General features: G+C 63.7%; 27 protein-coding genes. 11 read left to right on the top strand and 16 right to left on the bottom strand.

Annotated elements, in window-relative coordinates:
- Nucleotides 1–259: 259 nt before the first annotated feature.
- From FJV83_RS24480 to FJV83_RS24470, 3 genes are read left to right on the top strand one after another with little or no spacing between them, the layout of a single operon-like run.
- Nucleotides 260–1,177 (top strand): ABC transporter permease, encoded by a 918-nt coding sequence (locus FJV83_RS24480; protein WP_095772179.1) that lies wholly within the window; start codon nt 260–262, stop codon nt 1,175–1,177.
- The gene (locus tag FJV83_RS24475; protein ID WP_142876558.1) at nt 1,174–1,995 is read left to right on the top strand and encodes an ABC transporter permease; all 822 of its coding nucleotides are present in this window, start codon (nt 1,174–1,176) and stop codon (nt 1,993–1,995) included. Before FJV83_RS24480 ends, FJV83_RS24475 begins: the two co-directional genes overlap by 4 nt.
- A gap of 52 nt (nt 1,996–2,047) precedes the next feature.
- Nucleotides 2,048–3,121, top strand: coding sequence for an ABC transporter ATP-binding protein (locus FJV83_RS24470; protein ID WP_095793165.1), 1,074 nt, complete (start codon nt 2,048–2,050; stop codon nt 3,119–3,121).
- Nucleotides 3,122–3,167: 46 nt separating this feature from the next.
- On the opposite strand, the gene FJV83_RS24465 is transcribed toward FJV83_RS24470, so the two are convergent.
- From FJV83_RS24465 to FJV83_RS24445, 5 genes are all read right to left on the bottom strand, one after another.
- Nucleotides 3,168–4,451: a flavin monoamine oxidase family protein gene (locus FJV83_RS24465; protein WP_246691913.1), complete on the bottom strand. Its 1,284-nt coding sequence runs from the start codon at nt 4,449–4,451 to the stop codon at nt 3,168–3,170.
- A complete protein-coding gene (locus FJV83_RS24460) occupies nt 4,448–5,524 on the bottom strand; it encodes an extracellular solute-binding protein (RefSeq protein WP_142885685.1) in 1,077 nt (358 codons plus the stop codon). Before FJV83_RS24460 ends, FJV83_RS24465 begins: the two co-directional genes overlap by 4 nt.
- A gap of 197 nt (nt 5,525–5,721) precedes the next feature.
- A complete protein-coding gene (locus FJV83_RS24455) occupies nt 5,722–6,804 on the bottom strand; it encodes an ABC transporter substrate-binding protein (RefSeq protein WP_142885686.1) in 1,083 nt (360 codons plus the stop codon).
- Between the two features lie 48 nt (nt 6,805–6,852).
- Complete coding sequence (betI, locus tag FJV83_RS24450) at nt 6,853–7,518, bottom strand: transcriptional regulator BetI (protein WP_245318091.1); 666 nt, start codon at nt 7,516–7,518, stop codon at nt 6,853–6,855.
- Nucleotides 7,519–7,545: 27 nt separating this feature from the next.
- Nucleotides 7,546–8,337 carry a methyltransferase domain-containing protein gene (locus tag FJV83_RS24445; protein WP_142885687.1) on the bottom strand — a complete coding sequence of 264 codons (792 nt, stop codon included), beginning with the start codon at nt 8,335–8,337 and terminating at the stop codon, nt 7,546–7,548.
- A 279-nt stretch (nt 8,338–8,616) separates the two neighbouring features.
- Here FJV83_RS24445 and FJV83_RS24440 point away from each other — a divergent pair, with 279 nt between their 5' ends.
- From FJV83_RS24440 to FJV83_RS24425, 4 genes are read left to right on the top strand one after another with little or no spacing between them, the layout of a single operon-like run.
- A complete protein-coding gene (locus tag FJV83_RS24440; RefSeq protein ID WP_142885688.1) occupies nt 8,617–10,236 on the top strand; it encodes an NAD(P)/FAD-dependent oxidoreductase in 1,620 nt (539 codons plus the stop codon).
- Nucleotides 10,223–11,788, top strand: a complete 1,566-nt coding sequence (locus FJV83_RS24435; RefSeq protein WP_142885689.1) for an NAD(P)/FAD-dependent oxidoreductase — start codon at nt 10,223–10,225, stop codon at nt 11,786–11,788. Before FJV83_RS24440 ends, FJV83_RS24435 begins: the two co-directional genes overlap by 14 nt.
- Before the next feature lie 3 nt (nt 11,789–11,791).
- Nucleotides 11,792–13,051, top strand: a complete 1,260-nt coding sequence (locus FJV83_RS24430) for an aminomethyltransferase family protein (RefSeq protein WP_142885690.1) — start codon at nt 11,792–11,794, stop codon at nt 13,049–13,051.
- Between the two features lie 2 nt (nt 13,052–13,053).
- Entirely contained in the window at nt 13,054–13,299 is a 246-nt protein-coding gene (locus tag FJV83_RS24425; RefSeq protein ID WP_095772169.1) for a hypothetical protein, read from the top strand.
- Between the two features lie 10 nt (nt 13,300–13,309).
- Here FJV83_RS24425 and FJV83_RS24420 read toward each other — a convergent pair whose 3' ends face one another.
- The 4 genes from FJV83_RS24420 to FJV83_RS24405 form a co-directional block, all read right to left on the bottom strand.
- A complete protein-coding gene (locus tag FJV83_RS24420; protein ID WP_142885691.1) occupies nt 13,310–14,368 on the bottom strand; it encodes a dipeptidase in 1,059 nt (352 codons plus the stop codon).
- Between the two features lie 147 nt (nt 14,369–14,515).
- Nucleotides 14,516–14,815, bottom strand: a complete 300-nt coding sequence (locus FJV83_RS24415) for a GNAT family N-acetyltransferase (RefSeq protein ID WP_095772167.1) — start codon at nt 14,813–14,815, stop codon at nt 14,516–14,518.
- 2 nt (nt 14,816–14,817) lie between these two features.
- Nucleotides 14,818–15,438: an alpha/beta hydrolase gene (locus FJV83_RS24410; protein ID WP_142885692.1), complete on the bottom strand. Its 621-nt coding sequence runs from the start codon at nt 15,436–15,438 to the stop codon at nt 14,818–14,820.
- A 3-nt stretch (nt 15,439–15,441) separates the two neighbouring features.
- Complete coding sequence (locus tag FJV83_RS24405; RefSeq protein WP_095772352.1) at nt 15,442–16,374, bottom strand: VOC family protein; 933 nt, start codon at nt 16,372–16,374, stop codon at nt 15,442–15,444.
- A 226-nt stretch (nt 16,375–16,600) separates the two neighbouring features.
- On the opposite strand from FJV83_RS24405, the gene FJV83_RS24400 reads away from it, so the two are divergent.
- Nucleotides 16,601–18,169 (top strand): alkaline phosphatase family protein, encoded by a 1,569-nt coding sequence (locus FJV83_RS24400; RefSeq protein WP_095772165.1) that lies wholly within the window; start codon nt 16,601–16,603, stop codon nt 18,167–18,169.
- 29 nt (nt 18,170–18,198) lie between these two features.
- Here the strand turns inward: FJV83_RS24400 and FJV83_RS24395 are convergent, their stop codons facing one another.
- Nucleotides 18,199–19,518 (bottom strand): PRC-barrel domain-containing protein, encoded by a 1,320-nt coding sequence (locus FJV83_RS24395; protein ID WP_142885693.1) that lies wholly within the window; start codon nt 19,516–19,518, stop codon nt 18,199–18,201.
- A 281-nt stretch (nt 19,519–19,799) separates the two neighbouring features.
- Between FJV83_RS24395 and FJV83_RS24390 the strand changes: the two genes are divergently transcribed.
- On the top strand, nt 19,800–20,720 hold the full coding sequence (locus tag FJV83_RS24390) for a diacylglycerol kinase family protein (protein ID WP_142885694.1): 921 nt from the start codon (nt 19,800–19,802) through the stop codon (nt 20,718–20,720).
- A 29-nt stretch (nt 20,721–20,749) separates the two neighbouring features.
- Here the strand turns inward: FJV83_RS24390 and FJV83_RS36525 are convergent, their stop codons facing one another.
- Nucleotides 20,750–20,923 carry a hypothetical protein gene (locus tag FJV83_RS36525; RefSeq protein ID WP_095772162.1) on the bottom strand — a complete coding sequence of 58 codons (174 nt, stop codon included), beginning with the start codon at nt 20,921–20,923 and terminating at the stop codon, nt 20,750–20,752.
- A 154-nt stretch (nt 20,924–21,077) separates the two neighbouring features.
- On the opposite strand from FJV83_RS36525, the gene FJV83_RS24385 reads away from it, so the two are divergent.
- On the top strand, nt 21,078–22,610 hold the full coding sequence (locus FJV83_RS24385; protein WP_142885695.1) for an HWE histidine kinase domain-containing protein: 1,533 nt from the start codon (nt 21,078–21,080) through the stop codon (nt 22,608–22,610).
- Nucleotides 22,611–22,642: 32 nt separating this feature from the next.
- Here FJV83_RS24385 and FJV83_RS24380 read toward each other — a convergent pair whose 3' ends face one another.
- The 3 genes from FJV83_RS24380 to FJV83_RS24370 form a co-directional block, all read right to left on the bottom strand.
- Nucleotides 22,643–23,101: a hypothetical protein gene (locus FJV83_RS24380; protein WP_142885696.1), complete on the bottom strand. Its 459-nt coding sequence runs from the start codon at nt 23,099–23,101 to the stop codon at nt 22,643–22,645.
- Between the two features lie 8 nt (nt 23,102–23,109).
- A complete protein-coding gene (locus tag FJV83_RS24375) occupies nt 23,110–23,436 on the bottom strand; it encodes a DUF883 family protein (protein ID WP_142885697.1) in 327 nt (108 codons plus the stop codon).
- A gap of 123 nt (nt 23,437–23,559) precedes the next feature.
- Complete coding sequence (locus tag FJV83_RS24370; RefSeq protein WP_095772159.1) at nt 23,560–24,321, bottom strand: Crp/Fnr family transcriptional regulator; 762 nt, start codon at nt 24,319–24,321, stop codon at nt 23,560–23,562.
- A 148-nt stretch (nt 24,322–24,469) separates the two neighbouring features.
- Here FJV83_RS24370 and FJV83_RS24365 point away from each other — a divergent pair, with 148 nt between their 5' ends.
- Nucleotides 24,470–24,850, top strand: a complete 381-nt coding sequence (locus tag FJV83_RS24365) for a response regulator (protein ID WP_245438011.1) — start codon at nt 24,470–24,472, stop codon at nt 24,848–24,850.
- A 32-nt stretch (nt 24,851–24,882) separates the two neighbouring features.
- Here FJV83_RS24365 and FJV83_RS24360 read toward each other — a convergent pair whose 3' ends face one another.
- The gene (locus tag FJV83_RS24360; RefSeq protein WP_095772158.1) at nt 24,883–25,434 is read right to left on the bottom strand and encodes an RNA polymerase sigma factor; all 552 of its coding nucleotides are present in this window, start codon (nt 25,432–25,434) and stop codon (nt 24,883–24,885) included.
- A 3-nt stretch (nt 25,435–25,437) separates the two neighbouring features.
- The gene (locus tag FJV83_RS24355) at nt 25,438–25,641 is read right to left on the bottom strand and encodes a NepR family anti-sigma factor (protein WP_010911884.1); all 204 of its coding nucleotides are present in this window, start codon (nt 25,639–25,641) and stop codon (nt 25,438–25,440) included.

Below are 25,641 nucleotides of genomic sequence, written 5' to 3'. Positions count from 1 at the left end.
TCGCCTAATTTTGAATGTCCGTTCAATCAATATCTCAGAAATAGCGCTTGATTTCAATCCACGGATGCGCGCAAGATGAAAGAAAGCCGGCAAGCTAGGAACGCGACCAGCAAAAGTGGTCACCGGTTTTGTTTTCGATCGCGTTCCAAGGATAAGTGGGAACAAACAGCCGGTATCAGCACAATGGGATGCGCATGGCGGAACAGTCCAGGCCAGCAACCGCGATCACGCCCGGAGCCCTGCCCCCCGGAGTCTGGCAATGACGGCGACCGTGGAAGGGTCGCCCCCGTTGCGCATGACGCGGGCCAGACGAAATGCCCTTCTGCAATCCGAACCCGTCCAGGGCTTTGCCCTGATCAGCCCGACCTTTCTCTACGCCCTCGTCCTGCTGGTCCTGCCGATCCTGGTGGTCATCGCCCACTCCTTCTGGACGCAGCACTACCTGACAATCGACCGCACCTTCACGCTGGAAAACTACCGCGTGGCGCTGACCGAGCCGATCTACCGCGATCTGTTGTGGCGCTCGCTCTACATCTCGCTGACGGTCAGCCTGTTCACCGTCATCCTCGCCTACCCGATCGCCTACTTCATTTCCTTCCATGGCGGCCGTCACAAGAGCCTGTGGCTGTTCCTCATCACCATCCCGTTCTGGACCAGCTATCTCTTGCGCGTCATGTCGTGGAAGGTCATCCTCGGTTATAATGGCGTGCTCAATTCCGGCCTGATGGGCCTCGGCATCATCGACGAGCCGTCTACGGCGCTGCTTTACAATTCGAGCGCCGTCATCATTACCCTGACCCATGCCTGGGCGGCCTTCGCCATCCTGCCGATCTTCGTCTCGCTGGAAAAGGTCGACCGCACGCTGGTCGAGGCAGCCACCGATCTCGGCGATGGTCCCTTGCGTTCATTCCTTCGCGTGACCTTGCCGCTGTCGGCGCCGGGCGTCATCTCGGCGGCGCTGATCGTCATGATCCCGACCGTCGGCGACTATGTCACGCCGAAGCTGGTCGGCGGCAAGGACGGCGTGATGATCGCCAACGCCATTCAGGCGCAGTTCGGCAAGGCGGCCAACTGGCCGCTGGGGGCCGCCCTTTCCGTCACCACCATGCTGATCGTCACCCTGATGGCCGGCGCCACGGTGCTGATCATCCGCGCACTGCAGAGGCTGGCACGATGAGGGCGCGGCGCCTCCTGTCGGGCGGCTGGCTGTCGGTCTATGCGTTTCTCTATATCGTCTTCCTCTATCTGCCCGTCATCTTCCTGCCGATCTTCTCGATCAACACGGCGCCGACGCCGAAATTCCCGCTCACCGGCTTCACCCTGCAATGGTATGCGGACCTGCCGCACACGCCGGCGCTGCTCGACGCCGCCTGGAACAGCCTGAAGGTCGGGGTCTGCGCGTCGGTTCTCGCCACCGTGCTCGGCATCCTCGCCGCCCGCTCGATCACCCGCTACCGCTATCCCGGCCGCCGCGCCATCAACGGCCTGATAATGGCGCCGCTGGTGCTGCCCGAGGTGATCGTCGCCATCTCGATGCTGCTGGTGATGCTGCAGCTGGGCTTGAGCCTCTCCCTGTTCACGGTCGTGCTCGGCCATGTCCTGATATGCATTCCCTATTCGATGACGGTGCTGACCTCCGGCTTCGAGGGCTTCGACCGCAGCCTGGAGGAAGCCTCCGCCGATCTCGGCGAGAGCGCCTTCGGCACCTTCCGCCGCGTGACGCTGCCGATGGTGGCGCCGGCCATCATCTCCAGCCTGCTCGTCTGCTTCACCATCTCGCTCGACGAGTTCATCATCGCCTTCTTCCTGACCGGCACCGAAGCGACGCTGCCGATCTACATCTGGGGCCAGTTGCGCTTCGCCTCGAAACTGCCCGGCGTGCTGGCGCTGGGCACGCTGCTTCTGGTTGCCTCTTTCGTTTTGATGACCGTCGCCGAAATCCTGCGTCGCCGCGCGGCCAGGCGCACCCAGAACGAGGGAGGCCTCTATGCCTGAACAGCCGCAGATCGAGCGCCCCCAATCCGATCCAGCCCAATCTGATCGGTCGATGATCGAGATCCGAAACGTCACCCGCAGCTATGGGTCGTTCAAGGCGCTCGACGACGCGTCCCTGACCATCAAGGAAGGCGAATTCTTCTCGCTGCTCGGCCCGTCCGGCTGCGGCAAGACCACGCTTTTGCGCATGATCGCCGGCTTCGACAACCCGACCAGCGGTTCGATCGCGGTCGGCGGCCAGCCGATGGAAGGCATTCCGGCCAACCGCCGGCCGACCAATATGGTGTTCCAGAGCTATGCGATCTTCCCGCACCTCAATGTCGAGCAGAACGTCGCCTATGGGCTGAAGCGGCTGAGGCTGCAGGGCGGAGAGGAGAAACGCCGCGTCGAGGAGGCTCTGGCGCAGGTCTCGCTGACCGGGCTTGGCAAGCGGCTGGCCACTGAACTGTCCGGCGGCCAGCGCCAGCGCGTGGCACTCGCCCGTGCGCTGGTCATGCGGCCGAAGGTGCTGCTGCTCGACGAGCCACTGTCGGCGCTCGACAAGAAATTGCGCGAGCAGATGCAGGTCGAGCTGCGCCGCCTGCAGCAGGCCGTCGGCATCACCTTCGTGCTGGTCACCCACGACCAGTATGAGGCGCTCGCAATGTCCGACCGCATCGCGGTGATGTTCGGCGGCAGGATCGCGCAGGTCGCCTCGCCCAAGGAAATCTACCAGCGCCCGGTCAACCGCCAGGTCGCCGACTTCCTCGGCGGCATGAACTTCGTCAAGGCCGAGATCGTCGAGGAGAACGGCGCCTCGCTGATCGTCGACACACTGGGATTCGGCCGTGTGAAAACCGACAAGCCGAAGGCCTTCATGCGCAATGGCGGCGCGGCCACGCTGGGGATCCGCCCCGAGCGTCTGCGCGTGCTGTGGGACAATGCGACAGCTAAATTCGAGGTTGCCGGCAAGGTGGTCGAACGCCACTATTTCGGCGAGATCACCCATCTGATCGTCGAGATACCGGGGCTGGAAAAGCCACTGTCGGTGACCGAGACCAACGATTTCGGCGCCGACGACATTCCGGTCGGCACACCGATCCGCCTTGCCTACGATCCCGAGGCGCTGGTGGCGATGGGGGATTGAAGCATGATCCCCAAAAGTCGAAACTGGTTTTGGGAAAAGATCATGCTCAGCTAACAAGCTCGGCGATTATGTTTCTCGCCGAGATGCGCCCGGCGACGATCGCGCCTTCGACATAGCCGGGGAATGACGGCGATAGTTCCGAAGCGGCGAAATGCACCGGGGGAGCACCCGCGAGAATCGTCCGCTCGGCATCCCTTGCCGTCGCATCGACTATGAGGTCGCTGTAAGCGCCGCCGCTCCAGCGGTCATGGATCCAGTCGCGCTGGCTGAAATCTTCACTATCGGCCGCGCCCGGACCAAGAGCAGCCACCAGCCTTGCCGTCACTTCCGCGCGCAACGCCGCATCGCTGAGTGCACGCCATCGAAACGCTAGCGGTCCGCCGACAAAGACGACGAGCGCGGCATGCTCCGCGTCCCTGCTGGCGTCGCAGGCAAACAGCCCCGGCAGGTCGCGCCACATCACCATGCCGCTCAAACCCTGCTCGCGCCAGAATGGCTTGGGATAGCGCACCAGGATCTTGATCACCGCGCCGCTCTCCCAGACGCCAAGTGCCTTCGCGAGTGTCGCCGGCAAGGCCGGCGCGAAAGCGAGCTTCGCGGCCGTCGCCGGCGGCAGGGCGACCAGCACCTGGCGCGCTTGGATCACGCCATTGCCAGTGACGACACGAACGCCTTGCGACCAGTGCTCGACACGCGTGACCGGTTCGCCAAGCCGCACCCGGTCGCCGAGATCGCCAGCCAGATCCTCGGCTAGCGATTGCATGGTCTCGCGCAGAGAATACTGCAGCTCGGGCACCTCGTTGGTGATGCGCCGGTCATTGTCGATCAGGTGCCAGAGCGGCACCTTGTCCATTGGCAGGCACCAAAGGCCTTCGATCATCGAGCGGAAAGCCGTCTTGGCATCGACGGGATCAGGCTGCTGTTCCAGCCAGGCCGCGACGCTCATGCCGGCGATCGACGGGTCGTCCGGCTCGACGCCGTTCATGCGCTCGCGGATCGCCATCGCGCCGTGATAGGTCTGCTTGGCGTCCTTGGGCCGCATCGACGGATGTGTGGTGAAGTCGCCCTCGACATAGGTTTCGACGAATGTCTTGCCGCGCGCCTTCGCCAGCGCCATCACTTCGGGCATGTCCTCGCACAGGAATTGGCCGCCGCTGTCGATGCGCTCGCCAAGTCCATTCCGAACGGCTTCCACCCGCCCGCCGACACGATCGCGCGCCTCGAGCAGCACGAAATCGATGCCAGCCTGCTTCAGCTCAAGTGCGGCCGACAAGCCGGTGAAGCCGGCACCGACGATGACGACGTCGGTTCTTTCCAGTTCGTCAGTCAATAGCCGGCCTTGATCTTCTCGAATTCGTCGACCATGCGCTTTTTCAGTTCGGGCGCGACCGGCTGCTGGAACAGCGTCTTGTCGAGGAACTTGTCGATGTCGTCGAAACCGCGCTCGGCCAGCACCTTGTGGTCGATCGCGGCCATGCCGGCACTGTTGCCATGGCCGTAGCCGAATGTCGTGACCATGTATTTCGAAATATCGGGCGCATTGACCGCGTTCAGGAAATCATAGGCCTGGTCGAGCTTGCCCGGCGCGTCCTTCATCAGCACGTAGCCACACACCCAGGTGGACATGCCTTCTCTGGTGTCGCGGTTCATGGCGATGGGAACACCTTGCCCGCTCATCGCGATCAGTGTCTGGCCCCAACCCCAGGCAAGGTCGACCTCATTGCCGGAAAAAGCCTGGTCGATGTCGCTCGAGTCGGTCCAGTAGAGACGCACGTTCTTGTGCACCTGGCGCAGGAAATCAGACGCCTCCTTGAACTGCGCGTTGGTCATCTTGGTCCAGTCCTTCAGGCCAATGACCAGGCTCGCCAGCGCGTAGGCATCGTCGACATTGTCGCCGATGGTGACGCGGCCCTTGAATTTCGGGTCGGCCAGGATCCGCAGCGACTGCGCCTCGTCAGCCGTTACATTGTCGGTGCGGTAGAGCAATGCCGTGTTGCCCCAGTCGAACGGCATGAACCAGGCCTTGCCGTCGGGCGTGGTGGCGAGGTTCTTCATCGCCATGATGCCGGGATTGAGGTCTTTCCAGCCCGTGATCCTTGACGTGTCGAGCGGCTGCAGCAGGCCCGCGTCGCGCCACTTCGCCACGCTTTGCGAACAGGGATGCGCGATATCGGTCTTGAAGCCCGCCCGCATCTTCTCGAAGGCTTCGTCCTCGTCGCCGAAGAAGGCGAAGGTCGGCTCGGCGCCGTGTTTGGCGGTATAGGCGGGATGCAGCAGCGGGTCCTCGTAACCGGACCAGTCGAACACCACGAGATCGCCGCCGCCTTCCGCCCAGGCATAGGCCGCGCCGGCGCCGATCGTGCAGGCGGCGGCAAGCGCCAGGCGGCGTAGCATCGGCGTCATGGCAAACTCCCCCATCGCGAAAAGGCTTCTGCGAGGTTAGGAGAAATCATCCGCTTTGGCGAGGCCCGTCCGCCGTCGTGCCGGCAACGGACGGGCAGCCGGGACGAGAACTTACATTCCTTGTTTGAGCATGATCTCTGGACAAAACGGGCTCCCGTTTGTCCGAGAAAACCGGCCCCCACTTTTCGGGATCATGCTCAGTACCCGGCTTTGATCTTCTCGAATTCGGCGATCATCTTCAGCTTGAGATCGGACGGCAGCGGCGACTGGAACAGCGTCTTGTCGACGAATTTCTGCACGTCGTCATAGCCTTTTTCCCTGAGGATCGCCTGGTCGACGCCGGCCATGCCCTTGGCGTTGGCCTGGCCATAGCCCCAGTCCTTGACCAGCACCTTGGCTGTCTCCGGATCGTTGATGGCGTTCAGATAATCATAGGCCTTGTCGATGTTGCCGGGCGCGTCCTTGAACAGCACATAACCACAGACCCAGGTCGAGATGCCTTCATTCGTATCCTTTATCGACTTGATCGGCACGCCTGCCTTGACGGACTGCACCGTGGCATCGTTCCAGGCCCAGGCGAGGTCGACCTCGCCACCGCTCAACAGCTGCACGATATCGGTGGTGTCGGTCCAGTAGGAGCGGACGTTCTTGTGCACCTGGCGCAGGAAGTCGGAAGCCTGCTTGAACTGGTCGTCCGTCATCTTGGTCCAGTCCTTGAGGCCAATGGCGAGGCTCGCCAGCGCATAGGCGTCGTCGACGTTGTCGCCGATCGACACCCGGCCCTTGAACTTCGGATCGGCAAACGCCTTCAGCGACTGCACGTCCTTGGCGTCGATCTTGGAGGAGTTGTAGGTGAGCTGCGTGTTGCCCCAATCCCAAGGCATGAACCACGCCTTGCCGTCATCGGTGGTGGCGAGATTTTTCATCGCCATGATGCCGGGATTGAGGTCCTTCCAGCCCGTGATCTTCGAGGTGTCGAGCGGCTGCAGGAGACCCGCCTCGCGCCACTTCGTCACGCTCTGCGAGCAGGGGTGGCCGAGATCGGCCTTGAAGCCCGAGCGCACCTTCTCGAACGCCTCGTCCTCGTCGCCGAAGAAGGCGAAGGTCGGCGAATCGCCGTTCTTCTCGACATATTTCGGATGGAAGCTCGCATCCTCGTAGCCGGACCAGTCGAACACGATCAGGTCCTTGTCGGCGGCAACGGCAAGCGCTGCCGCCGAAGCCGCAAGCGCGCCACCCAGCGCCAATGTCAATGTCAGACGTCGGCTAAGCTTCTTCATGCTGTTCCATCCTCTTTTGGTCTTGCCGGTCTTGGCGGCCGGCTGTTGCTAACCGTAATGCTTCGGGAAGGCAGCGGCCAAAAAAGCGTTGGCGGCCTGCAAGGCAGTTTCGCGCGTTGTGTCCTCGGTACCCATCATCAGCCGCAGCCACAGCCCCTCCAGCATGGCCGACAGCGCCAGCGCCATCACCTGCGGCTCATAGGCATACGGGCCGCTGTGCTTGAGCGTCGTGCAGAGATCGACGAAGACCTGCTGGTAATAAGCGTCGCGGGAGCTGCTGAGCGCCTGATAAGTCGGCCGCGACTTGGCCTCGCCCCAGAAGGCCAGCCAGGCGGCGAGCTTGCGCTTGTTGCAGATCGAGCGGTCGAAGTCGGCCCACACCAGCTGCTGCAGCTGCCGCGCCGGATCGTCGCCTGCCTTTTGCAGGGCGGCGCGCCAATGCGCCGAATACTCGTCATACATATGCTGCAGCGTCGCGATCAGCAGCTTTTCCTTGCTCTCGAAATGGAAGTTGACGATGCCGCGCGACAGGCCCGCGCCATCGGCGACATCGGCCATCGTCGTCTCGGCATAGCCGCGCTTGGCCAGCGAATCGATCGTCGCCTCGATCAGCTGCAGCTGACGGACCTCCTTCGAAGCCTTGCGTCCCCGCTTCTCGGTCTCGGCTTTCCCCGCCGGTTCAAGGAGGGCATCCTTGGCGTCTGCCGTTTTCATGGGTGTGATCGTCTCCAGCATCGCCGGCTATCCAATCGCATCCGGCTTCCACCCGCGAAGATGAGTGGGACGGTGCTCGCCACTGTCAAGGACCTTCTGCATGGCCTCCCAGGTTCTGATGTTCTTGTCGACATAGGCAGCGCCGACCACGGCGGCGACCGGCGCATAGAGCGGTCCTTTCAGCCTTTCCAGCTCGCCACGCGCCACCTCGCGGTACCAGGGATTGCGGTCCCTGACGGTGACATTGGCAAAGCCGGCGCGCCGCATCGCTTGCGCATAGCGCGCCGGCGAGGCCATGGCGAAGGACAGCCCTTCCGCCGCGATATAGGCCTTCATCTGGGGCGACGGGTCACCATCATGCGAGATCATCCAGTTGGAGGCGACAAAGACGCCGCCCGGTTTCAGCACGCGGAAGATCTCGGCGAACAGGCCGTCCTTGTCAGGCACATGCAGCAGCGCGTCCTTGGAGAAGACGACGTCGAAACAGCGATCGGCGAAAGGCAGCGGCCCGGGCGGCGCCTGAATGAAGCTGGCACGCTCGGTGACACGCGCGGCGGCTCGCCGCCTGGCCGCCTCGATCACCGGCTGTTCGACATCAAAGCCGGTGGCGTGGGCGACGCCATGGCGCTCGACCAGATGCAGCGTGATGCCGCCGGAGCCGCAGCCAATATCGAGAATCGTCTTGCCCTTGAGCGAGAGCCCTTCGACAACCCGGTCGACTTCTTCAGGTCCACCCGGCGACAGGTAGCCATCGCCCCACAGCGCCTCGAGGAAGCGGATGGCGGTATCGTCATACTCGGCATCTGCCGTTTCGATCATCAGCCCTCGATCCCCAATCGATGAATGCTCGTTTCGAACGCCGGCAAAGCGTAGCGCATACCGGGGAAAACGCAATATCATTTGTTGAACATTCATTCAGAATGACTGGACAGAATGGCCGATACCATGCCAAATTCCGCGTATTCGGGAACAGATCACGCAAAAATGAACAGCGGGTCGCACAGGGCAATTCCAGGAAAGGTGCGAGCGGTTTTCCCGGGAAAAGCGCGTAACGCTTTCCCTTGGGGAACTGCTTGGAAACAAACAGGCCGGGCCACAATGAAAGCTTGGGACGCGATCGTCATCGGCGGCGGACACAATGGCCTGGTCAATGCCTGCTACCTGCAGCGCGCCGGGCTCGACGTGCTGGTGGTGGAGAAGAACGGCTGGGTCGGGGGTGCGGCCACCAGCCGCGAGCTGACGCCGGGCTTCCTCTATTCCAATTGCTCCTATGTCTGCTCGCTGTTTCGCCCGGAAATCATGCGCGACCTCGAACTGCCGCGCTTCGGCCTGCAGGTCATTTCCTATGAGGGCGGCGCGGTGTTCACGAGGGATGGTGACTATCTCGCCAACTACCGCGACCATGATGCGCACCGCCGCGAATTCGCCCGCTTCTCCAGGCGCGACGCCGAGGCCTATGACCGCTACGCCCGCGACGTGACGCGGCAATGCCGCTTCATCCAGCCGCTGCTGATGCGCACCGCGCCCGACCCGACCAGTTTCAAGCCGCGCGACCTTGGCGAACTGCTCTATCTCGGCAAGAAATTCGCCGGCCTGTCGGCGGAAGAAATGGCGCTGACGCTGCGCTTCTGGACGATGTCGATCTCGGACTTCCTCGATGAGTATTTCGAGACCGATGTCATCAAGGCGAACTTCGCTTTGTCGGGGATCATCGGCACCGCGCTCGGACCGATGTCGCCCGGCACGGCCTACGTGCTCTTGCATCACTATATGGGCGAGGTCGACGGCTCGGTCGGCGCCTGGGGCTATGCGCGCGGCGGCATGGGCGCGGTCACCAAGGCATTGGCCGCATCGTTCAAGGGCTCGGGCGGCACCATCCGCACCAGCGCCGAGGTCGACCAAGTGCTGGTGAGCCGAGGCAAGGCCAGGGGCGTGGTGCTGGCCGGCGGCGAGGAGGTTTACGGCAAGCTCGTCGTCTCCAATGCCGACGTGAAGCGCACCTTCCTGAAGCTCGTCGAGGAAAAGGAACTGCCCGACATTTTCCTGCGCCGGGTGAAGAACTTCAAGATCCGCGGCTCCTCCGGCAAGGTCAACATCGCGCTGGATTCGCTGCCGGAATTCCCGGCGCTGCCGAAGGATTCGCCGGTCTATCGCGGCGACATGCATTTCACCGATTCGATGGAGCGCATGGAGCGCGCCTATGACGACTGGAAGGCCGGGCGTTGGTCGGCCGATCCCTTCCTCGACATGGTCATCCCGACGACGCTCGACCCGACCATGGCGCCGCCGGGTAAGCACTTCATGAGCTGCTTCGTGCAATACGCGCCGCCCAAGGTGAACGGCCGCGACTGGACCGATGCCGACCGTGACGGTTTCGCCGAAAGCGTGATCGCGCAGATCGCCGAGTACTCGCCCGGCTTCCGCGACCGCATCGTCCATATGGAGGTGCGCACGCCGCGCGAAATCGAGGCCGAGGTCGGCTTGACGGAAGGCAATATCTTCCAGGGTGAACTGACCTTCGACCAGCTTCTGTTCAACCGCCCGGTGCCGGGCTACGCGCAATACCGCTCGCCGGTCGGCGGGCTCTATATGTGCGGCTCCTCGACCCACCCGGGCGGCGGTGTCATGGGCGCGCCCGGCCGCAATGCGGCAGCCGAAATCCTGCGCGATCTTGCCAAATCCACCTCGCATATGAGCCCGGCCCATGACGTCATTTGATGCAATCGTCATCGGCGGCGGCCACAACGGCCTCGTCGCCGCCGCCACGCTGGCCAAGGCCGGCCGCAAGGTGCTGGTGCTGGAGGCAGGCAGAGAAGTCGGCGGCGCCGCGCGCACCGAGGAATTCGCCTCGGGCTTTCGCGTCTCGTCGATCGCTCACCTGCTGAACCGGTTGCACCCCGACGTGGTGAAGACGCTGGAACTGGAGACGCATGGGCTGCAATTCGCCCGCGCCGACTTCCTGCCGTCTGTGGCGCTAGCGATGGACGGTCCGGCGCTGATGCTGCATGGCGCCTATGGCGAGGTGCTGACCGGCGCCAGTTCCTCCGAACAGTCCGCCTGGAAGGACTTGCGCGCGCAACTGCTGCGCTATGCCGGCATCCTCAAGCCCTTCCTCTCCCGCCGGCCGCCCGATCTCGCCGGCATGTCGTTGATGGAGACCGCAGGGCTTGGCCAGACCGCGTTGGCGCTGAAAAAACTCGGCAAGGAAGACATGCGCGACTTCTTGCGCGTGCTCTTGATGAACGTCGCCGATCTGCTCGACGAGCAACTTGAAGATACCAGGCTGAAAGGCCTGCTCGCCTTCGACGCCACCCTCGGCAGCCATCTCGGCCCGCGCTCGCCAACCTCGTTGCTCGGCCTCTACTATCGCCTGGCCGGCGAGACCGGCGGAACGGCCGGTGCGCAGGTCCTGCCGCAAGGCGGCATGGGCGCCGTCGTCGCCGCCATTCGCGCCGCGGCGGAGAAGGCCGGCGTCACCATCCGCACGTCGGTTGCCGTGGCGAAAATCACCGTCGAGAAGGGCCATGCCGTCGGCGTCGCGCTCGACACTGGCGAGGAACTGCGCGCCAGGACTGTTGTCTCGGCGATCAACCCGGCAACGACCTTCCTCGACCTTGTCGGGCCGCGCGAGATCGACACCGGTTTCGTGCGCAAGATGAAAAGCATCCGCATGAAGGGCGACGCCGCCAAGCTTCATCTGGCGCTCGACCGGCCGCCGCAATTCACCGGTGCCGATGCCGCCGCTCAAAAGGGCCGCCTGGTCATCGCGCCCTCGCCCGATCATGTCGAGCGCGCCTTCAACCCATGCAAGTATGGCGAATTCTCGCCTGAGCCGGTGCTGGAAATCACGCTGCCCAGCCTCGCCGACCCGTCGCTCGCGCCCGACGGCGCCTGTGTGCTGTCGGCAGTGGTGCAATACGCGCCCTACGCGTTGAAGGAAGGCTGGGTTGCCGGCAAGCCGAAATTCCTCGAGGCGATCATGGCGCAGCTCGAGGCTTACGCGCCCGGCATCGGCAAGAGCGTCGTTCACGCCGAGCTTCTGACACCGGCCGATATCGAGATGCGCTACCGCATGCCCGGCGGTCACTGGCACCATGGCGAGCTGCAGGCCGACCAGATGCTGATCTCGCGGCCCGTCTCCGGCGGGTCGGGCTACGACACGCCGCTCGAAGGGCTGTTCCTGGCCGGCGCCGGCTCGCATCCCGGTGGCGGCGTCTCCGGGGCCCCAGGCCTCAACGCGGCGCGGCGCATCATTGCGATGAAGGGATAGGTCATGGCCCAGGCAACCAGGAAGAAGTCCGTTGCAAAGACGGCCGATGCGGCTGTCTCCGCCCGCATCGCCGCGCAATCGCATTTCCGCACGCTGCGCCTCGGCACGCCGTTCCAGCCCCGCCTCGACGCATTGGCCAAAACCCAGGACTGGTACAATTGGGCCGGCTACCGCGCGCCGCATTCGCTGTGGGACGAGGAACTCGAATATTTCGCCATCCGCAGCCAGGCGGCGCTGTTCGACATCTCGCCGATGACCAAATACCGGATCGAGGGGCCGGATGCCGAAGCCTTCCTCGACCGCGTCACGCTGCGCGATGTGACAAAACTCAGGCCCGGCCGTGTCCACTACACGGCATGGTGTGACGACGAGGGGTTTGTCCTCGATGACGGCACGCTGTTTCGCCTGTCGCCGACGCGTTTCCGCCTGTGTTCGCAGGAGCGGCATCTGCCCTGGCTGCTCGACAGCGCCATTGGTTTCGACGTCATCGTCGAGGAAGAAACCGAGGCCGTCGCCGGGCTGGCATTGCAGGGGCCAACCTCCTTCGCCGTGCTGCGCGATGCCGGCTTCGCTGGTGTCGAGAAGCTCAGGGTTTTCGACCTTGCGGATTTCCCGCACGACCACACATCCGTCACCATCTCGCGCACCGGCTTCACCGGCGATCTCGGCTACGAACTGTTCGTGCCGGCCGACAAGGCGCTGGGCCTCTGGGACCGGGTGATGGCGGCGGGCGAGCTGCGCGGGATCCGCGCCATCGGCTACACCGCCCTCAATCGCGCGCGACTCGAGGCCGGGCTGATCGTTGCCAATGCCGACTTCACCACCGCCGAGCACGCCATCCGCGCCGATCGCTTGCGCAGGCCCGACGAGATCGGTCTCGGCTTCATGATCGATCCGCAGAAAGCCCATTTCAACGGCCGCCGCGCCATCCTCGAGGCGCGCGCCAAACGCAGGCTGCGCCATGTGCTGGTCGGGCTGGAGATCGAGGGCAACATCCCGGCCGAACACGCCATCGTCTATCACAGGAAGCATCAGGAGGTCGGACTGGTCAGCGCCGCCATGTGGTCGCCAATGGCCAAGCGCAACATCGCCATCGCCTCGCTGGCGCGGCCCTATGGTGATACTGTCGTGGAAGACCTTTGGGTCGAGATCTACGCCATGCGCGAGCTGCAGTATCAGAAGCTGATGAAACGGGCCAAGGTGGTGGCGCGGCCCTTCATCAAGCTCAACCGCCGCACCGCCAATCCGCCGGCGGATTTCTGACCATGACCGACGAAGCGGAGCTGGAGGCGGCCGAGCAGTGGGAGCTGGTCAACACGCCGCTCGGCGAAAAATGGTCGGGCCGCACGCGCTATGCCGCCGCCATGTTCTTCTACAAGCGCGGCGAGATGAGCGCCGAGACGCTCGAGGTCTACCGCATCTGCGCGCGGCTCGATAAGGAGAATCCGCTGCCGATCATCCGCGACCGCGGCGTCGGCAAGGATTGGCTCAAAAGGATCGGTTTCGAGTAGCGCCAGCGCGCTACCCAATGGTTCTTTCGAGCATGCTCAGCCAGTTGCGGTAAGCGATCTTCTCGATCAGGGCACGGCCAAAACCACGCGCGGCCAAGGCGTCGATCAGCTTCGGCAGTCCGGCGACGTCGCCGATGACCGCCGGGATCATGGCGCCGTCGAAATCGGAGCCCAGGCCGACGCCGTCCTCACCCAGCGCCTGCAGCAGGGAATCGACATGACGCACCATTATGTCGAGGCTGGTGTCGGCATTCATGCGGCCGTCCTCGCGCAGGAAGCCGGTGGCGAAGTTCAGCCCGACCATGCCGCCGGACTCGCGTATGGCGCCGAGCTGCCAGTCGGTGAGGTTGCGTGAATGGGTGCAGAGCGCATGCACGTTGGAGTGGGTGGCGACCAGCGGCGCGTCGCTGAGACCAGCGACATCGCGAAAACCTTTCTCGTTGAGATGCGAAAGATCGATCATGATCTTCAGTTCGTTGCAGGCCTTGACCAGCGCCTTGCCGGCATCGGTCAGCCCCGAGCCGGTATCCGGCGAGGATGGAAAGCGGAACGGCACGCCGTGACCGAAAGCATTCGGCCGGCTCCAGACGATGCCGAGCGAGCGCAGGCCGGCGGCATGCAACACGTCGAGCATGGTCAGTTCGGGATCGATCGCCTCGACGCCCTCGATATGGAACACCGCGGCGATCGTGCCCTTGGCCATGGCGTTGTGTATGTCGCCGGCTGTACGGCAGACGGCCAGAGCCCCAGCCCGCTCCAGCCGAAACAGGATCGAGGCCATCGCGATTGTCGAGTTGAGCGCATCGGCGCGCGGCACCTCCGGCGGCAGCGGCTCGCTGTCGCTCGGCGCCAAGGGCACGGCGCTGCGCCTGGCTTTCTCGACCGGCGGCGGAAAGATCGCGAACATGCCGCCGGCGAAGCCGCCCGCCTTGGCGCGCGGCAGGTCGATATGGCCGCCCGACTTGCCTTCGACGAACAGCTTTTCGACGTCCCTGTCCTTCGATTGATACAGCCTGAGCAGCGTATCGTTGTGGCCGTCGAAGACGGGGACGAGGTCGGTTTCGGTCATCGGGGGATCATTCAGTTCGTTTGTCGGCACGGCGAGACATCATATCTAGGCAAGATATCCGGTCGCGGCAAATGACAAAGCCAACCGGCAGCGGGGACTGCCCCCTTATCCCCCCGCTGCGGCCTATCGATGACGTGCTGCGCTCCCCTACTGTTTCAGCACGTCGGCCCATTCCGCGTGGCGGCGGAACTGGGCGTTGGCGAACGGGCACAGCGGGATGATCTTCTTGCCCGCCGCGCGCGCATCCTCGACGGCGCGGGTGACGAGCCGAAGCCCGGCGCCCTGGCCGCGAAACGCGTCCGGCACTTCGGTGTGGTCGATGATGATCTGGTGTTCACCGATCTTGGTGAAGGTCATCTCGGCCTCGGCGCCGCCGGGACCACGCAGCACATAGCGCCCTTTGGAGCCGCGGTCTTCCAGTTCGATTTCAGGCAGTTGGTCGGGCATGTCTAAACTCCTTGAGCGACACCGGCGAAGAGCCGCCGGGCCGCTTCGATTTCATTTGGCCGCACCTCGTGCCCGCCTTCGTGCCATTCCACTGTGACATCGGCACCGTCGGCACGCAAATAGGCCTCGAGCCGCGTCGTCAGGTTCGGCGGGCAGATCGGATCGCGCTTGCCGGCGGTCAGCAGCATGTGGCGGCCAGCGAGGCTGCCCTTGACCTGCGGTTCGAACGGGATCAGCGGATGCATCAGCACGGTGGCGTCGAACAGCTCGGGCTCGGCGAACACCACTGACGCCAGTATGTTGGCGCCGTTGGAATAGCCGAGGCCGAGCACCGCCGTGGGCTTCGCAGCCTCGACATGCGCCTTCACGAAGGCCGCCATCTTGTCCGTTGCCCGCGCAAGGTCGCTCATGTCGTAGACGCCCTCGCCGGCGCGACGAAAGAAGCGCGCCGCACCGTATTCGGAGACATCGCCGCGCGGCGAGATGATGGTGGCCTGGGGCACGAGATCGCGCCCCGGCGACAGAAGCTGGCTCTCGTCACCGCCGGTGCCGTGGAAGACGAAAAGCATGGGACCGCCCGGCGAACCGGGCAGCACCTTGTGGATGTAAGTGTCCTTGCTCATGGCTCAGCCTTCCAGCTTCTGCAGATGCTGTTCGAGATAGGGCCGCAAATGCTGATGCTGCGTCGGCAGCTTCAGCGCTTCACCCAGATGCGCGGTGTCTTCATCCCTGTCGAAACCCGGCTCGTTGGTGGCGACTTCGAACAGCACGCCGCCCGGCGTGCGGAAGTAGATCGCCCAGAAATAGTCGCGGTCGATCACCGGCGTCACCCCGTAGCCCGTATCCATCAACGCCTTGCGCACTTCGAGCTGCTTGGCGCGGTTCTCGACGGCGAAGGCGACGTGATGCACCGAGCCGGCGCCAAGGTCGGCGAAGGCCGCGGTCGGCAGCGATTCGATATCGACGACATCGGCGCCGTTGCCGTTCTTCACGGCAAGCCGTCTGACATTGCCCGATTTGTCGACTTCCTCGTAGCCCATGAATTTCAACAGCTCCTCGGTGGCGCCGCCATCCTTCAGCCTGAGCGAAACCGAGTGAAAGCCGCGGATCGCCTCGTCGGTCGCGATGCCGCCTTTGGCCCACGGCGCTCTGCTATCGGCCTTGTCCTCGACAAGCGCGAAACCGTCGCCATCGGGGCCGGCGAATCTGAGGCGCTTCTCACCAAAACTCTCCTCGCGGGAAACACCGCTCACGCCTTCGTCGGCGAAGCGCCTTTCCCAATAGGCGAGCGTGCCTTCCGGCACTGAGTAGACCGTGGTGCCGACTTCGCCGACGCCGGGACGGCCCTTGCCGATGTTGGGAAACGGAAAATAGGTCATCACCGAACCGGGCGTGCCAACCTCGTCGCCATAATAAAGATGGTAGACGTCGGGCGCGTCGAAATTGACCGTCTTCTTGACGCGGCGCAGGCCGAGCTTGTGGGTGAAGAAATCATTGTTCTGCCGGGCATCCCTGGCCATCGAGGTGACGTGATGGAGACCCTTGATCTGGTCGAGCATTGTCTTGCTCCTTCCCTTGTTGTTTGTGCGGCCCTCGCCGCTGTCCACGCCAATATGAGGACGCGACCGCTTGCGGCAAAGGCGCCAAACACAGAATGGACTGTGCTGTAAAAGTGAACGATGGAAAGAATTTTGTTCACCAATCGACTAACACGGGCGGTCTTGCGCCCTTGGCGGAAATCGGTTCCATGAATGGCATTCGACCATGCAGCGAAAGGTATCGCGAGTGACGGGAAAAGCCAGGCGCCCGAACGTTCTCCTGATCACTTGCGACCAATGGCGCGGTGACTGCGTGTCGGCCGCCGGCCATCCCGTGGTGAAGACGCCGAATGCCGACGCGCTGGCCGCCGAGGGCGTGCTGTTCAAGCAGCACTATGGCGGCGCGGCCCCTTGCTCGCCGGCGCGTGCCTGCCTCTACACCGGCCTCTACCAGATGAACAACCGCGTCTGCCGCAACGGCTCACCGCTCGACGCCCGTCATGGCAACATCGCGCAGCACGCGCGCGGCATCGGCTACGATCCAACGCTGTTCGGCTACACCGACGTGTCGCTCGACCCGCGCCTGCTGGCTTCAGGTGATCCCAGGCTGAAAACCTATGAAGGCGTGCTGCCCGGATTCACGGTGCGCCAGCTGTTGCCGGAGCATCAAAAGCAGTGGCTCTCCTGGCTGAAGCAGCAGGGCATCGATGCCAGCGCCGGTTCTCCCGACATCCACCGTCCTGCCGGCGAGGAAGACGATGACAGCGTGACCGAGGCGCCGCCAATCTATTCGAAGGACCATACGCCGGCGGCTTTCCTTGCCGGTGAGTTCATCCGCTGGCTCGGCGAGCAGGAACAGGCCACGCCCTGGTTCGCGCATCTGTCCTTCATCAGCCCGCACCCGCCCTTCATCGTGCCAGAGCCCTACAACACGCTATACGATCCGGCCGACGGCCCGGCCTTCCACCGTGCGGAAAGCTGGCGGGCCGAAGCGCAGGGCCATCCCTATCTCGCCTATGATCTCAGCCGGCGGTATCGCGCGAATTTCCGCCCCGGCGCCGCTGGCAAGGTGCACGACTGGAGCGAGGATGATTTCCGCCGCATCCGGGCGATCTATTACGGCATGATCTCGGAGGTCGACACCCAGCTTGGCCTGATATGGCAGGCGCTCAAGCTTTCAGGCGCGTGGGACGACACCATCATCGTTCTCACCTCGGACCATGCCGAGATGATGGGTGACCATTTCATGCTGGGCAAGGGCGGCTACTTCGACGGCAGCTACCACATCCCGCTGATCATTCGCGACCCGCGGCATCGCAAGGCGGCCGGCAGCACGGTCGATCGCTTCACCGAAGCGGTAGACATCTTGCCCACGCTTATGGACCTGCTTGGCGAGCCCCCCGAACCGCATCTCGACGGATGCTCGCTGAAACCATTCCTGAGCGGCGGAAGCCCCGCCACCTGGCGCGACGCCGCGCATTGGGAGTTCGATTTTCGCTCGATCGCGGACGGCGACGCCGAAGCGCATTTCGGCATTGCCTCGCGCCAGTGCAACCTGGCGGTCATCCGCACCAAAAAATTCAAATACGTGCATTTTGGCGGCGGTTTGCCGCCTTTGCTTTTCAACGTCGAGGCAGACCCTGGCGAACTGACCAACCTCGCCACCAGCCCTGCGCATCTGTCCACCCGTCTGCAATTCGCCGAGCGGCTTCTCGCCTGGCGCGCCGAACATCTCGACCAGTCGCTGGCGCTGGCGGAGCTGACGGAAAATGGCGTGGTGGGACATGTGAGCAAGGGAATAGGCAGTAGGCAATAGGGCGCGCCTACTGCCTACTGCCCTACTGCCTACTTCACAATCAACCGCTGCTGGTCGCGCTTCTCGGCATAGCTGCCCTTGTCATAGGCAGGCTGCGCCTCGAGCTGTTCCTTGGTGAAGGTCGTGTAGAGGTACTTCTTGCCGTTCTTGTCGGTCATGAACTTCAGATTATCCAGGCCGACCGCCACCTCTTTCTCGCCGATGCCGAGGAAGCCGCCGACGTTGACGATCACCGCATCCGTCTTCCTGTCGGGCGTCAACACAACATCGCCGATCTCGCCGACCTTGGCGTCATTGGCGCCGTAGACCGTGGTGCCCTTCAGATCGTCGGCCTTGATTTCGCCGACCGGCATCGCGGTCAGTTTGGACTTGTCGATGGCGGCGGTCTGCGTCTGGTCAGGAGCGGTGGCATCAGGGGTCGTAGCCGCCGGTGCTGCGGCCGTCTTGTCCGCTGGGGCGGCGGCGGGAGCGGTGGTCGCGGCCGGAGCTGTTGGCGCCGGCTCATTCGATGCCGTCGTTGCCGGTGCCGGATCATAGGCCTTGCGGTTGAAATCCGGCTGCGCCTGCAGCTCTTCCTTGGTGGTCTGCGCCACCAGCCAGCGGTCGCCGTTCTTCTCCGCCCACTGGGCCTTGTTGAAATCATAGGTGACATTCTTGGCGCCGAGGCCAAGGAAGCCGCCCACGCCGATCACCAGCGATTCGGCCTTGCCTTCCTTGGACAGCACGATGTCGTTGACGCTGCCGATCTTCTGCGCGTCGTCGCCGGTGCCGTTGTAGACAGTCTCACCAATGATGTTGGTGGCTAGGTTGCCGTCGGCGCGCTTCACCGGCTCGGCCGGAGCGGCTGCGGGAGCCTGTGCGGTATCCGTCGTCGCAGGCGCTTTCGGTGCTGCCGCGTCGGTGGAAGTGGCAGGAGCCGGCGCAGGCCCGTAGGGCTTGCTGTCGAACTCCGCATGCGCCTTCAGTTCGTCCTTGCTTGTCTGGGCCACCAGCCAGCGGTCGCCGTTCTTTTCGGCCCATTGCAGCTTGTCATAGTCGAAGGCGACATTCTTCGCCCCGACGCCCAGAAAGCCGCCGACGCCGATGACGACGGATTTGGCCATGCCGTCTTTGTCGAAGACGACATCGGTGACCTTGCCGATGTTCTCGGCGTCGTCGCTGGTGCCGTTATAGACGGATTCTCCAATGATGTTGGTGACGATGCTGCCTTCGGCGCGCGCCACCGGAGCGGCCGCGGCCGGCTCCTGAACGGACGGTGCGGCAGGTGCGGGGGTCGTCGTGCTCTGCGCGAACGCGCCGGTCGCGATCAACGTTGCGAGTGCGGTCGTGGTAAAAAGGGTGCGTATCATGGTAGTCTCTCCTGGTGCCTGACTTCATGCACGCCGCGCCCGATTGAACCGTCGCTGGGAAGATCGGGCGCGGCATCTCCACGGGTTCACAACGTCGTGACCATGCCGTTGTTCCGACAAAACTGGCGTGGATTTCGCGCCGGAAAAACACGCAGCAGTTGCGCGGGCGCTGATGAACACGCGCTGAATTGCGCCGTTTCCAGCGGAACCTTTCCGGTATCGCCACGTTTCAGCCTGCGGCTGGGTTCGTCCTGGCCCGTTTTGACATAACGGAGCGGGGCATGAAATTTGCAGCGGTGCTGAACCGGGATGGCGGCACCTTGCGCACCACCAACCTCGCCGCCTTCTCCGACCGGATGCGCCAGACGCTGGAAACGGCAGGCCATTCCCTGAGCATCGACGTGGTTGCCGGCAAGGACGTCGTGGAGAGCCTCGACAGCGCCGCCTCGCGCGGCACCGTCGATGTCGTGCTGGCGGGTGGCGGTGACGGAACCATTTCAGCGGCGGCCGCGAGGCTGATGGGCAAGAAAAAGGCGCTCGCCATCTTGCCGGCCGGCACCATGAACCTGTTCGCGCGTGGCCTCGGCATTCCGCAGTCGCTCGATGCCGCGCTGAAATCCTTCGCCGACGGTGAGATCATCGCCGTCGACATGGCCACCGCCAATGGCCGTCCCTTCGTTCATCAATTCTCGATCGGCATGCATGCGAAGATGGTGCAACTGCGTCAGGGAATGGAATTCGGCTCGCGCCTGGGCAAGATCGGCGCTTCGGCCAAGGCGGCATGGGCGACAATCAAGAACCCGCCGGCGATGAACGTCACGCTCGCTATCGGCAAGGCCGAGATGACGGCGCGCATCTCAGGCATCGGCGTCACCAACAATCTGTTCGGTGAAGGCCATCTGCCCTATGCGGACAATCCTTCGGGCGGCGTGCTCGGCATCTACGTCACGGTGGCGCAACAGCGCGCCGAACTGATGAAATTCCTATTCAACGTGGCGCGCGGAAAATGGCGCGACAATGAACATGTCGAGATCCACCAGGCTGACCGCGCCGTCCTGAAAATCCATTCCGGCAGCAGAAAGTTCCGCGCCGTCATGGATGGCGAACTGGTCAGGCTCGAGCCTGAGACGACGATCGAAATCCAGCCCGGCGCGCTGAATGTCCTGGTGCCGGCCAGCATTGCCGCGGCAAAGGCCGCCTGATGAAATCTCCAACCGTGACGGCCGAAAATCTAGCCGCTCGGCGCACTTCCTTGCTGCGTCGCCGGTGTCTTGGCCACCTCGCCATAGATTTCGGCAATGCCCCAGGCCGCAAAGGCCAGAAGCAACGCGGCGATCAGGATGCGCAGGCCGTGCCAGCCCCACCGCCCCTGCCGCGCTTTGTCCTCGGGAATGATCTTGGGCATGGCCGGTCCTTGTTTCGTTTTGCGCCCGTTGGCGCACTCGGCAAATCACGGTCGGGTAACGGTTCCTCGCTAGGATGGTTCCGGGAGGCTAGCTTGTCACGGGCCGGTGCGTCGGCAGGACGGCGAAGACCGGCATGGGCATTTGGGGTTTGGGGTGGATAACCAGGTAGAAATACGAGCGAGCCTGCCGGCTGAGGTGGCGCTCGCGGTCAATGCCGAAGACCGGCTGGACGTGCTGCACGGGCTGGACATGCTCGATACGGCGGCTGACCCGGATTTCGACCGCATCACCGGCCTTGCCGCGGCCGTGATGCGGGCGCCCACCGCCCTTGTCACGCTCGTCGATGTCGAGCGGCAATGGTTCAAGTCGTGCTTTGGTCTCGACGAAACCGAAAGCGCGACCGGCATCTCTTTCTGCGCCCATACCATCGCCGCCGGCGACGAGCCCATGGTGGTGACGGACGCAGCGACGGACCCGCGTTTCAGAACCAGCCCGCTGGTCACCGGCAAACATCATGTGCGCTTCTATGCCGGCGCGCCGATGGTGGTGGCAGGCGCCAGGATCGGCACGCTGTGCGTGCTCGACCGCAAACCGCATGCCTATCCCTCCGGGGCCAAGCTCGACCAGTTGAAGACGCTGGCCGGCCTCGCCGCCAGCCTCTTCACCTTGAAGCACGCCACCCGCAGCGGCGCCATGGCCGAGGCAGCCCTGGCGCGCGAGGAAAAGCGACGCGCCATCGCGCTCGATGCCGCTTCGCTCGCCAGCTGGGCATGGGACATCCGCACCGACATGATCGAATGCGATGTCCGCCTGTCGGAACTGTTCAACCTGCCGCGCTCCACCCGGCTGCGGGCGCACGACATCCTGACCGCCATCGATCCGCGCGATGTCTACCAGACCGAAACCCGCTTTCGCGATGCCCTGGCCGGCAGCGACGACTATTTCGGCGAATACCGGGTGAAAGGCTTTCATCCGCCGCGCTGGGTGGCCACGCGCGGCCGCGTCATCGAGCGCGACGGCGACGGCAAGCCGACGCTGATCTTCGGCGTCAACTACGACATCTCCGAACGCAAGCTCGGCGACGAGCGGCAGCGGCTTCTGCTGCGCGAGCTCAACCACCGCGTCAAGAACACGCTGGCGACCGTCCAGGCGCTGGCGACGCAGACCGTGCGTCATGCCCGCCAGCCAAGCGAATTCCTCGAAGCCTTCGGCGCCCGGCTTCAGGCGCTGGGCATCGCCCACAACCTTTTGTCCGACCGCGAGTGGCGCGGCATCGGCATCCGCGAACTCGTCCAGATCGAGATCAGGCCGTTTGACACCGCCGACCAGCCGCGCATCGCGATCTCCGGCGCCGATCTCTTGCTGTCGCCGGACCAGGCCGTCGGGCTCGGGCTTATCCTGCACGAACTGGCCAGCAACGCGCTGCAACATGGATCGCTGTCGATTGCATCGGGCAAGGTCGCCCTCGACTGGAAGACGCAAGGCCGGAAGGGCAAGCGCCGCCTTGTGCTGACCTGGCGCGAAAGCGGCGGCCCTGAAGTCGCCCCGCCGGAGCGCCACGGCTTCGGCTCGATCCTCATCCGCCGCAGCCTGGCCAAGGTCATCTCAAGCGAAGTGACCCATGAATTCCGGCCGGAAGGGGTGTTCGCCGAAATATCGATGCCGCTGGAAGATCTGTCCAAGTGAGGGATCTTTGATCTCAGGCCGGGGTGCCGGCGCTATTTCCCCTCGCCGGCATCCGGATCGTCGGGCGTCACATTCTCGCGGTAGATGGCATAGGCGGCGAGCGCCAAGGCCGGGCCTAGAATGACCCCGAGGCCGCCTTTTCCCTTGAGCAAGGTCGGCAGCACGGCGAGTGCGGCGGTGATGCCGATCGCCTTCATGTCGGCGCTGCGCCGCCTTGCCTCGCGGCGGGCACGGGCGCCCGACGTCAAACGATGGACCAGGAGAACGAGACCGGCGATCACCAGAAAGCCGACACCGAAGTCAAGCGCCGCGGCGAACGATCCATAGCGGGCGGCGGCCCAGATATAGGCTGCCCCGATCAGAAAGCCGAGACCGCACAAAGCCGCCAAAGCGGCGAGCGCATAGACGATGGCCGCCGTACGTACGCGACGCACAGCGGCCACGGTTTCGCCCGAGGCGAAACCCGAGAGCAGGGATGCCAGAAGTCCCATTTGGGGAACTAGCGACGTGCGAGCAGCGCGAAAAGGAAGCCGACACCGGCGGCGATCGCCAGCGACGTCACCGGCTTTTCGCGGACATTTGCCAGCAACTGCGCCTCGATGTCCTTGGCACTGCCGCGCAGGCTGTCGAAGGCGGCTTCGCCCTGCGCGCGCAATTGCTCGACGCCCTCGGTGGCCGCGCGGCGGGCAGTGCCATAGCCGTGTTCGCCAGTCTTGGCCAACTGCTTGGTGAGCTTGTCGATATCGGCCTTCAACTGCCTGATGTCGGCTTCGAGGTCCGAATTCACCCGCGCCTCGTTGGCGGTCTTCCCTGCGGCGGTTGCCATTGCTTAACTCCTTGTGATTGCTCGATTTCAAACGCGCCTTGCGTCTCATGGTTCCGGCATCGTGGCAAACTAGCCGAAAACACGCGCATACGCACCAATCGTCGATCCATGGCCAGAAGCGTCTCAGATCAGGGGGCGACGCCCCTCGCCCAGCCCTTCCCAGCCGGCGAGCTGCTTGAGCCTTTCCGCATCGACCACCTCGCAACCGCCATCGCGCCAGAGGATCAGCTTGCGATCCATCAGTTTTCGGATCGTCTTGTTGGTATGAACCAGCGAAAGGCCAAGCGTGTCGGCGATATGTTGTTGGGTGATCGGAATCTGGATGGATTGCTTGCCGTTCAGCCCCACGACCTTGGCACGGCTGCCGATGAAGGCAATCAGATAGGCGGCGCGCTCGATCGCGCTGCGGCGGCCGACACTGAGCAGGTTCTCGTCCAGCATGCGTTCTTCGCGCGACGCGATCCAGGTGATGTCGTAGGCGAGACCCGGATGGTTGCGGTAGAGTTCATGCAGGCTGTCGCGCTCGAAGACGCAAAGCAGCATCGGCGACAGGGCCTCGACGGAATGCTGCATTTCCCCCATGACGCTGCCTTGCAGGCCGATGAGATCGCCGGGCATGAGATAGTTGAGGATCTGTCGGCGACCGTCCGGCAACAGCTTGTAGCGGAACGCCCAGCCGGACAGCACCGTGTAGAGATGGGCGCTGTGGCTTCCTTCCACGAGGACAGTGGCGCCCTTGTCGACCGCCAGTTCGCCCTTCTTGAAGCTGCTGATGAAGGCCAGTTCCTGCTTTTCGAACTCGCGGAAAACCGGCAATGGCCGCAAAGGACAATTCTCGCAAGGATACTGCCGACTGGATAAGTTACGCCCATTCTGGCCTGGCATTTCGACCCTCTTCGAAAGCCTGCCGGTCAGCAGGTGTGCCTAAACGTTTTGCCTGAATCGGAGTTCCGCGAAAGGGCATGTCTTTTTTAAATGACAGCGCGCCGAATTGCGATCATGACTCCCCAGCGTTTCAAGGAGCGAATTACCCGTGCCCCACTTGCTTGACGGATTGCGAATTCTTGTCCTGGAGGATGAATTCCTCATCGCCATGGATGTCGAGCAGCTCTGCCGCGACCACGGCGCCGGCGAGGTGGTGGTTGCCCGCGACCTGGCCGAGCTCAATGGCCGAAAGGTCGCGACGCAATTCGACGCGGCCATCGTCGATCTGATGCTGGGCGGCACATCGACGCTCGAATTCGCCGCCGGCCTGCGTGAAACAGGCGTGCCTTTCGTGTTTGCCTCCGGCTATTCCGATGCGGACGAGATCAAGGCATCCTTTCCAGGGGTGAAGCTGGTCACCAAGCCCTATTCAGGCGAAGATCTCGTCGAAGCGGTGGCGCTGGCCTATGGGCGCGGCTCTCCAGGGTGAGATAGATCCGGGTTCCGCGACCCGGATCCACCTCAATGCGCCGCAGTCCCCGTGACCTGGGCCGAGATCGCATCGGGACCGTATTCGTCCTCGCCGGAAATCTTGAGAATCTCCTGCAGGCGCGTGCGCGCCCTGCTGACCCGGCTCTTGATCGTTCCGACCGCGCAACCGCAGATTTCAGCGGCCTCCTCATAGGAAAAGCCGGATGCGCCAATGAGAATGATGGCCTCGCGCTGGTCCTCCGGCAACTGCTCCAGAGCGCTGCGAAAATCCTTGAGATCGAGTTGGCCGTGCTGGGCCGGATGCACCGCGAGCCTGGCCGTCATGATGCCGTCGCTGTCCTGCACTTCGCGGCCGCGTTTGCGCATCTGCGAATAGAATTCATTGCGCAGGATGGTGAAAAGCCATGCCTTGAGGTTGGTGCCGGGCTGGAAGCTCTCATGCTTGTCCCAGGCCTTGACCAGCGTTTCCTGAACGAGGTCGTCGGCCTTGTCCGCATTCTGCGTCAGCGACACGGCAAAGGCCCGCAAGCTCGGGATTGCCCCAAGCAGATCGGTCTTGAAGCCTTGGGAGACCGCTGCCATGCCTCAGTCCTTCTTCTGTGCGGGTTCGGCTTGTTCCAGCTGGCTGAGCAACTGGGCAAAGCGATCCGGCACATCGTCGGAGACCAGCTCGTCATAATATTGTTTGAGTTTGCGTCCGATTTCGGAGTTGGGCCCGAGCGGGTCGCCGACACCGTTCCGGCGCCTGCCCTCGGCGCCAGCCAAAATATCTTTCGTCATATCCTTCAT

This window comes from Mesorhizobium sp. WSM4307, from assembly GCF_007003945.1.
Lineage (GTDB): Bacteria > Pseudomonadota > Alphaproteobacteria > Rhizobiales > Rhizobiaceae > Mesorhizobium.
This window is presented reverse-complemented; position numbering and strand designations above follow the sequence as displayed.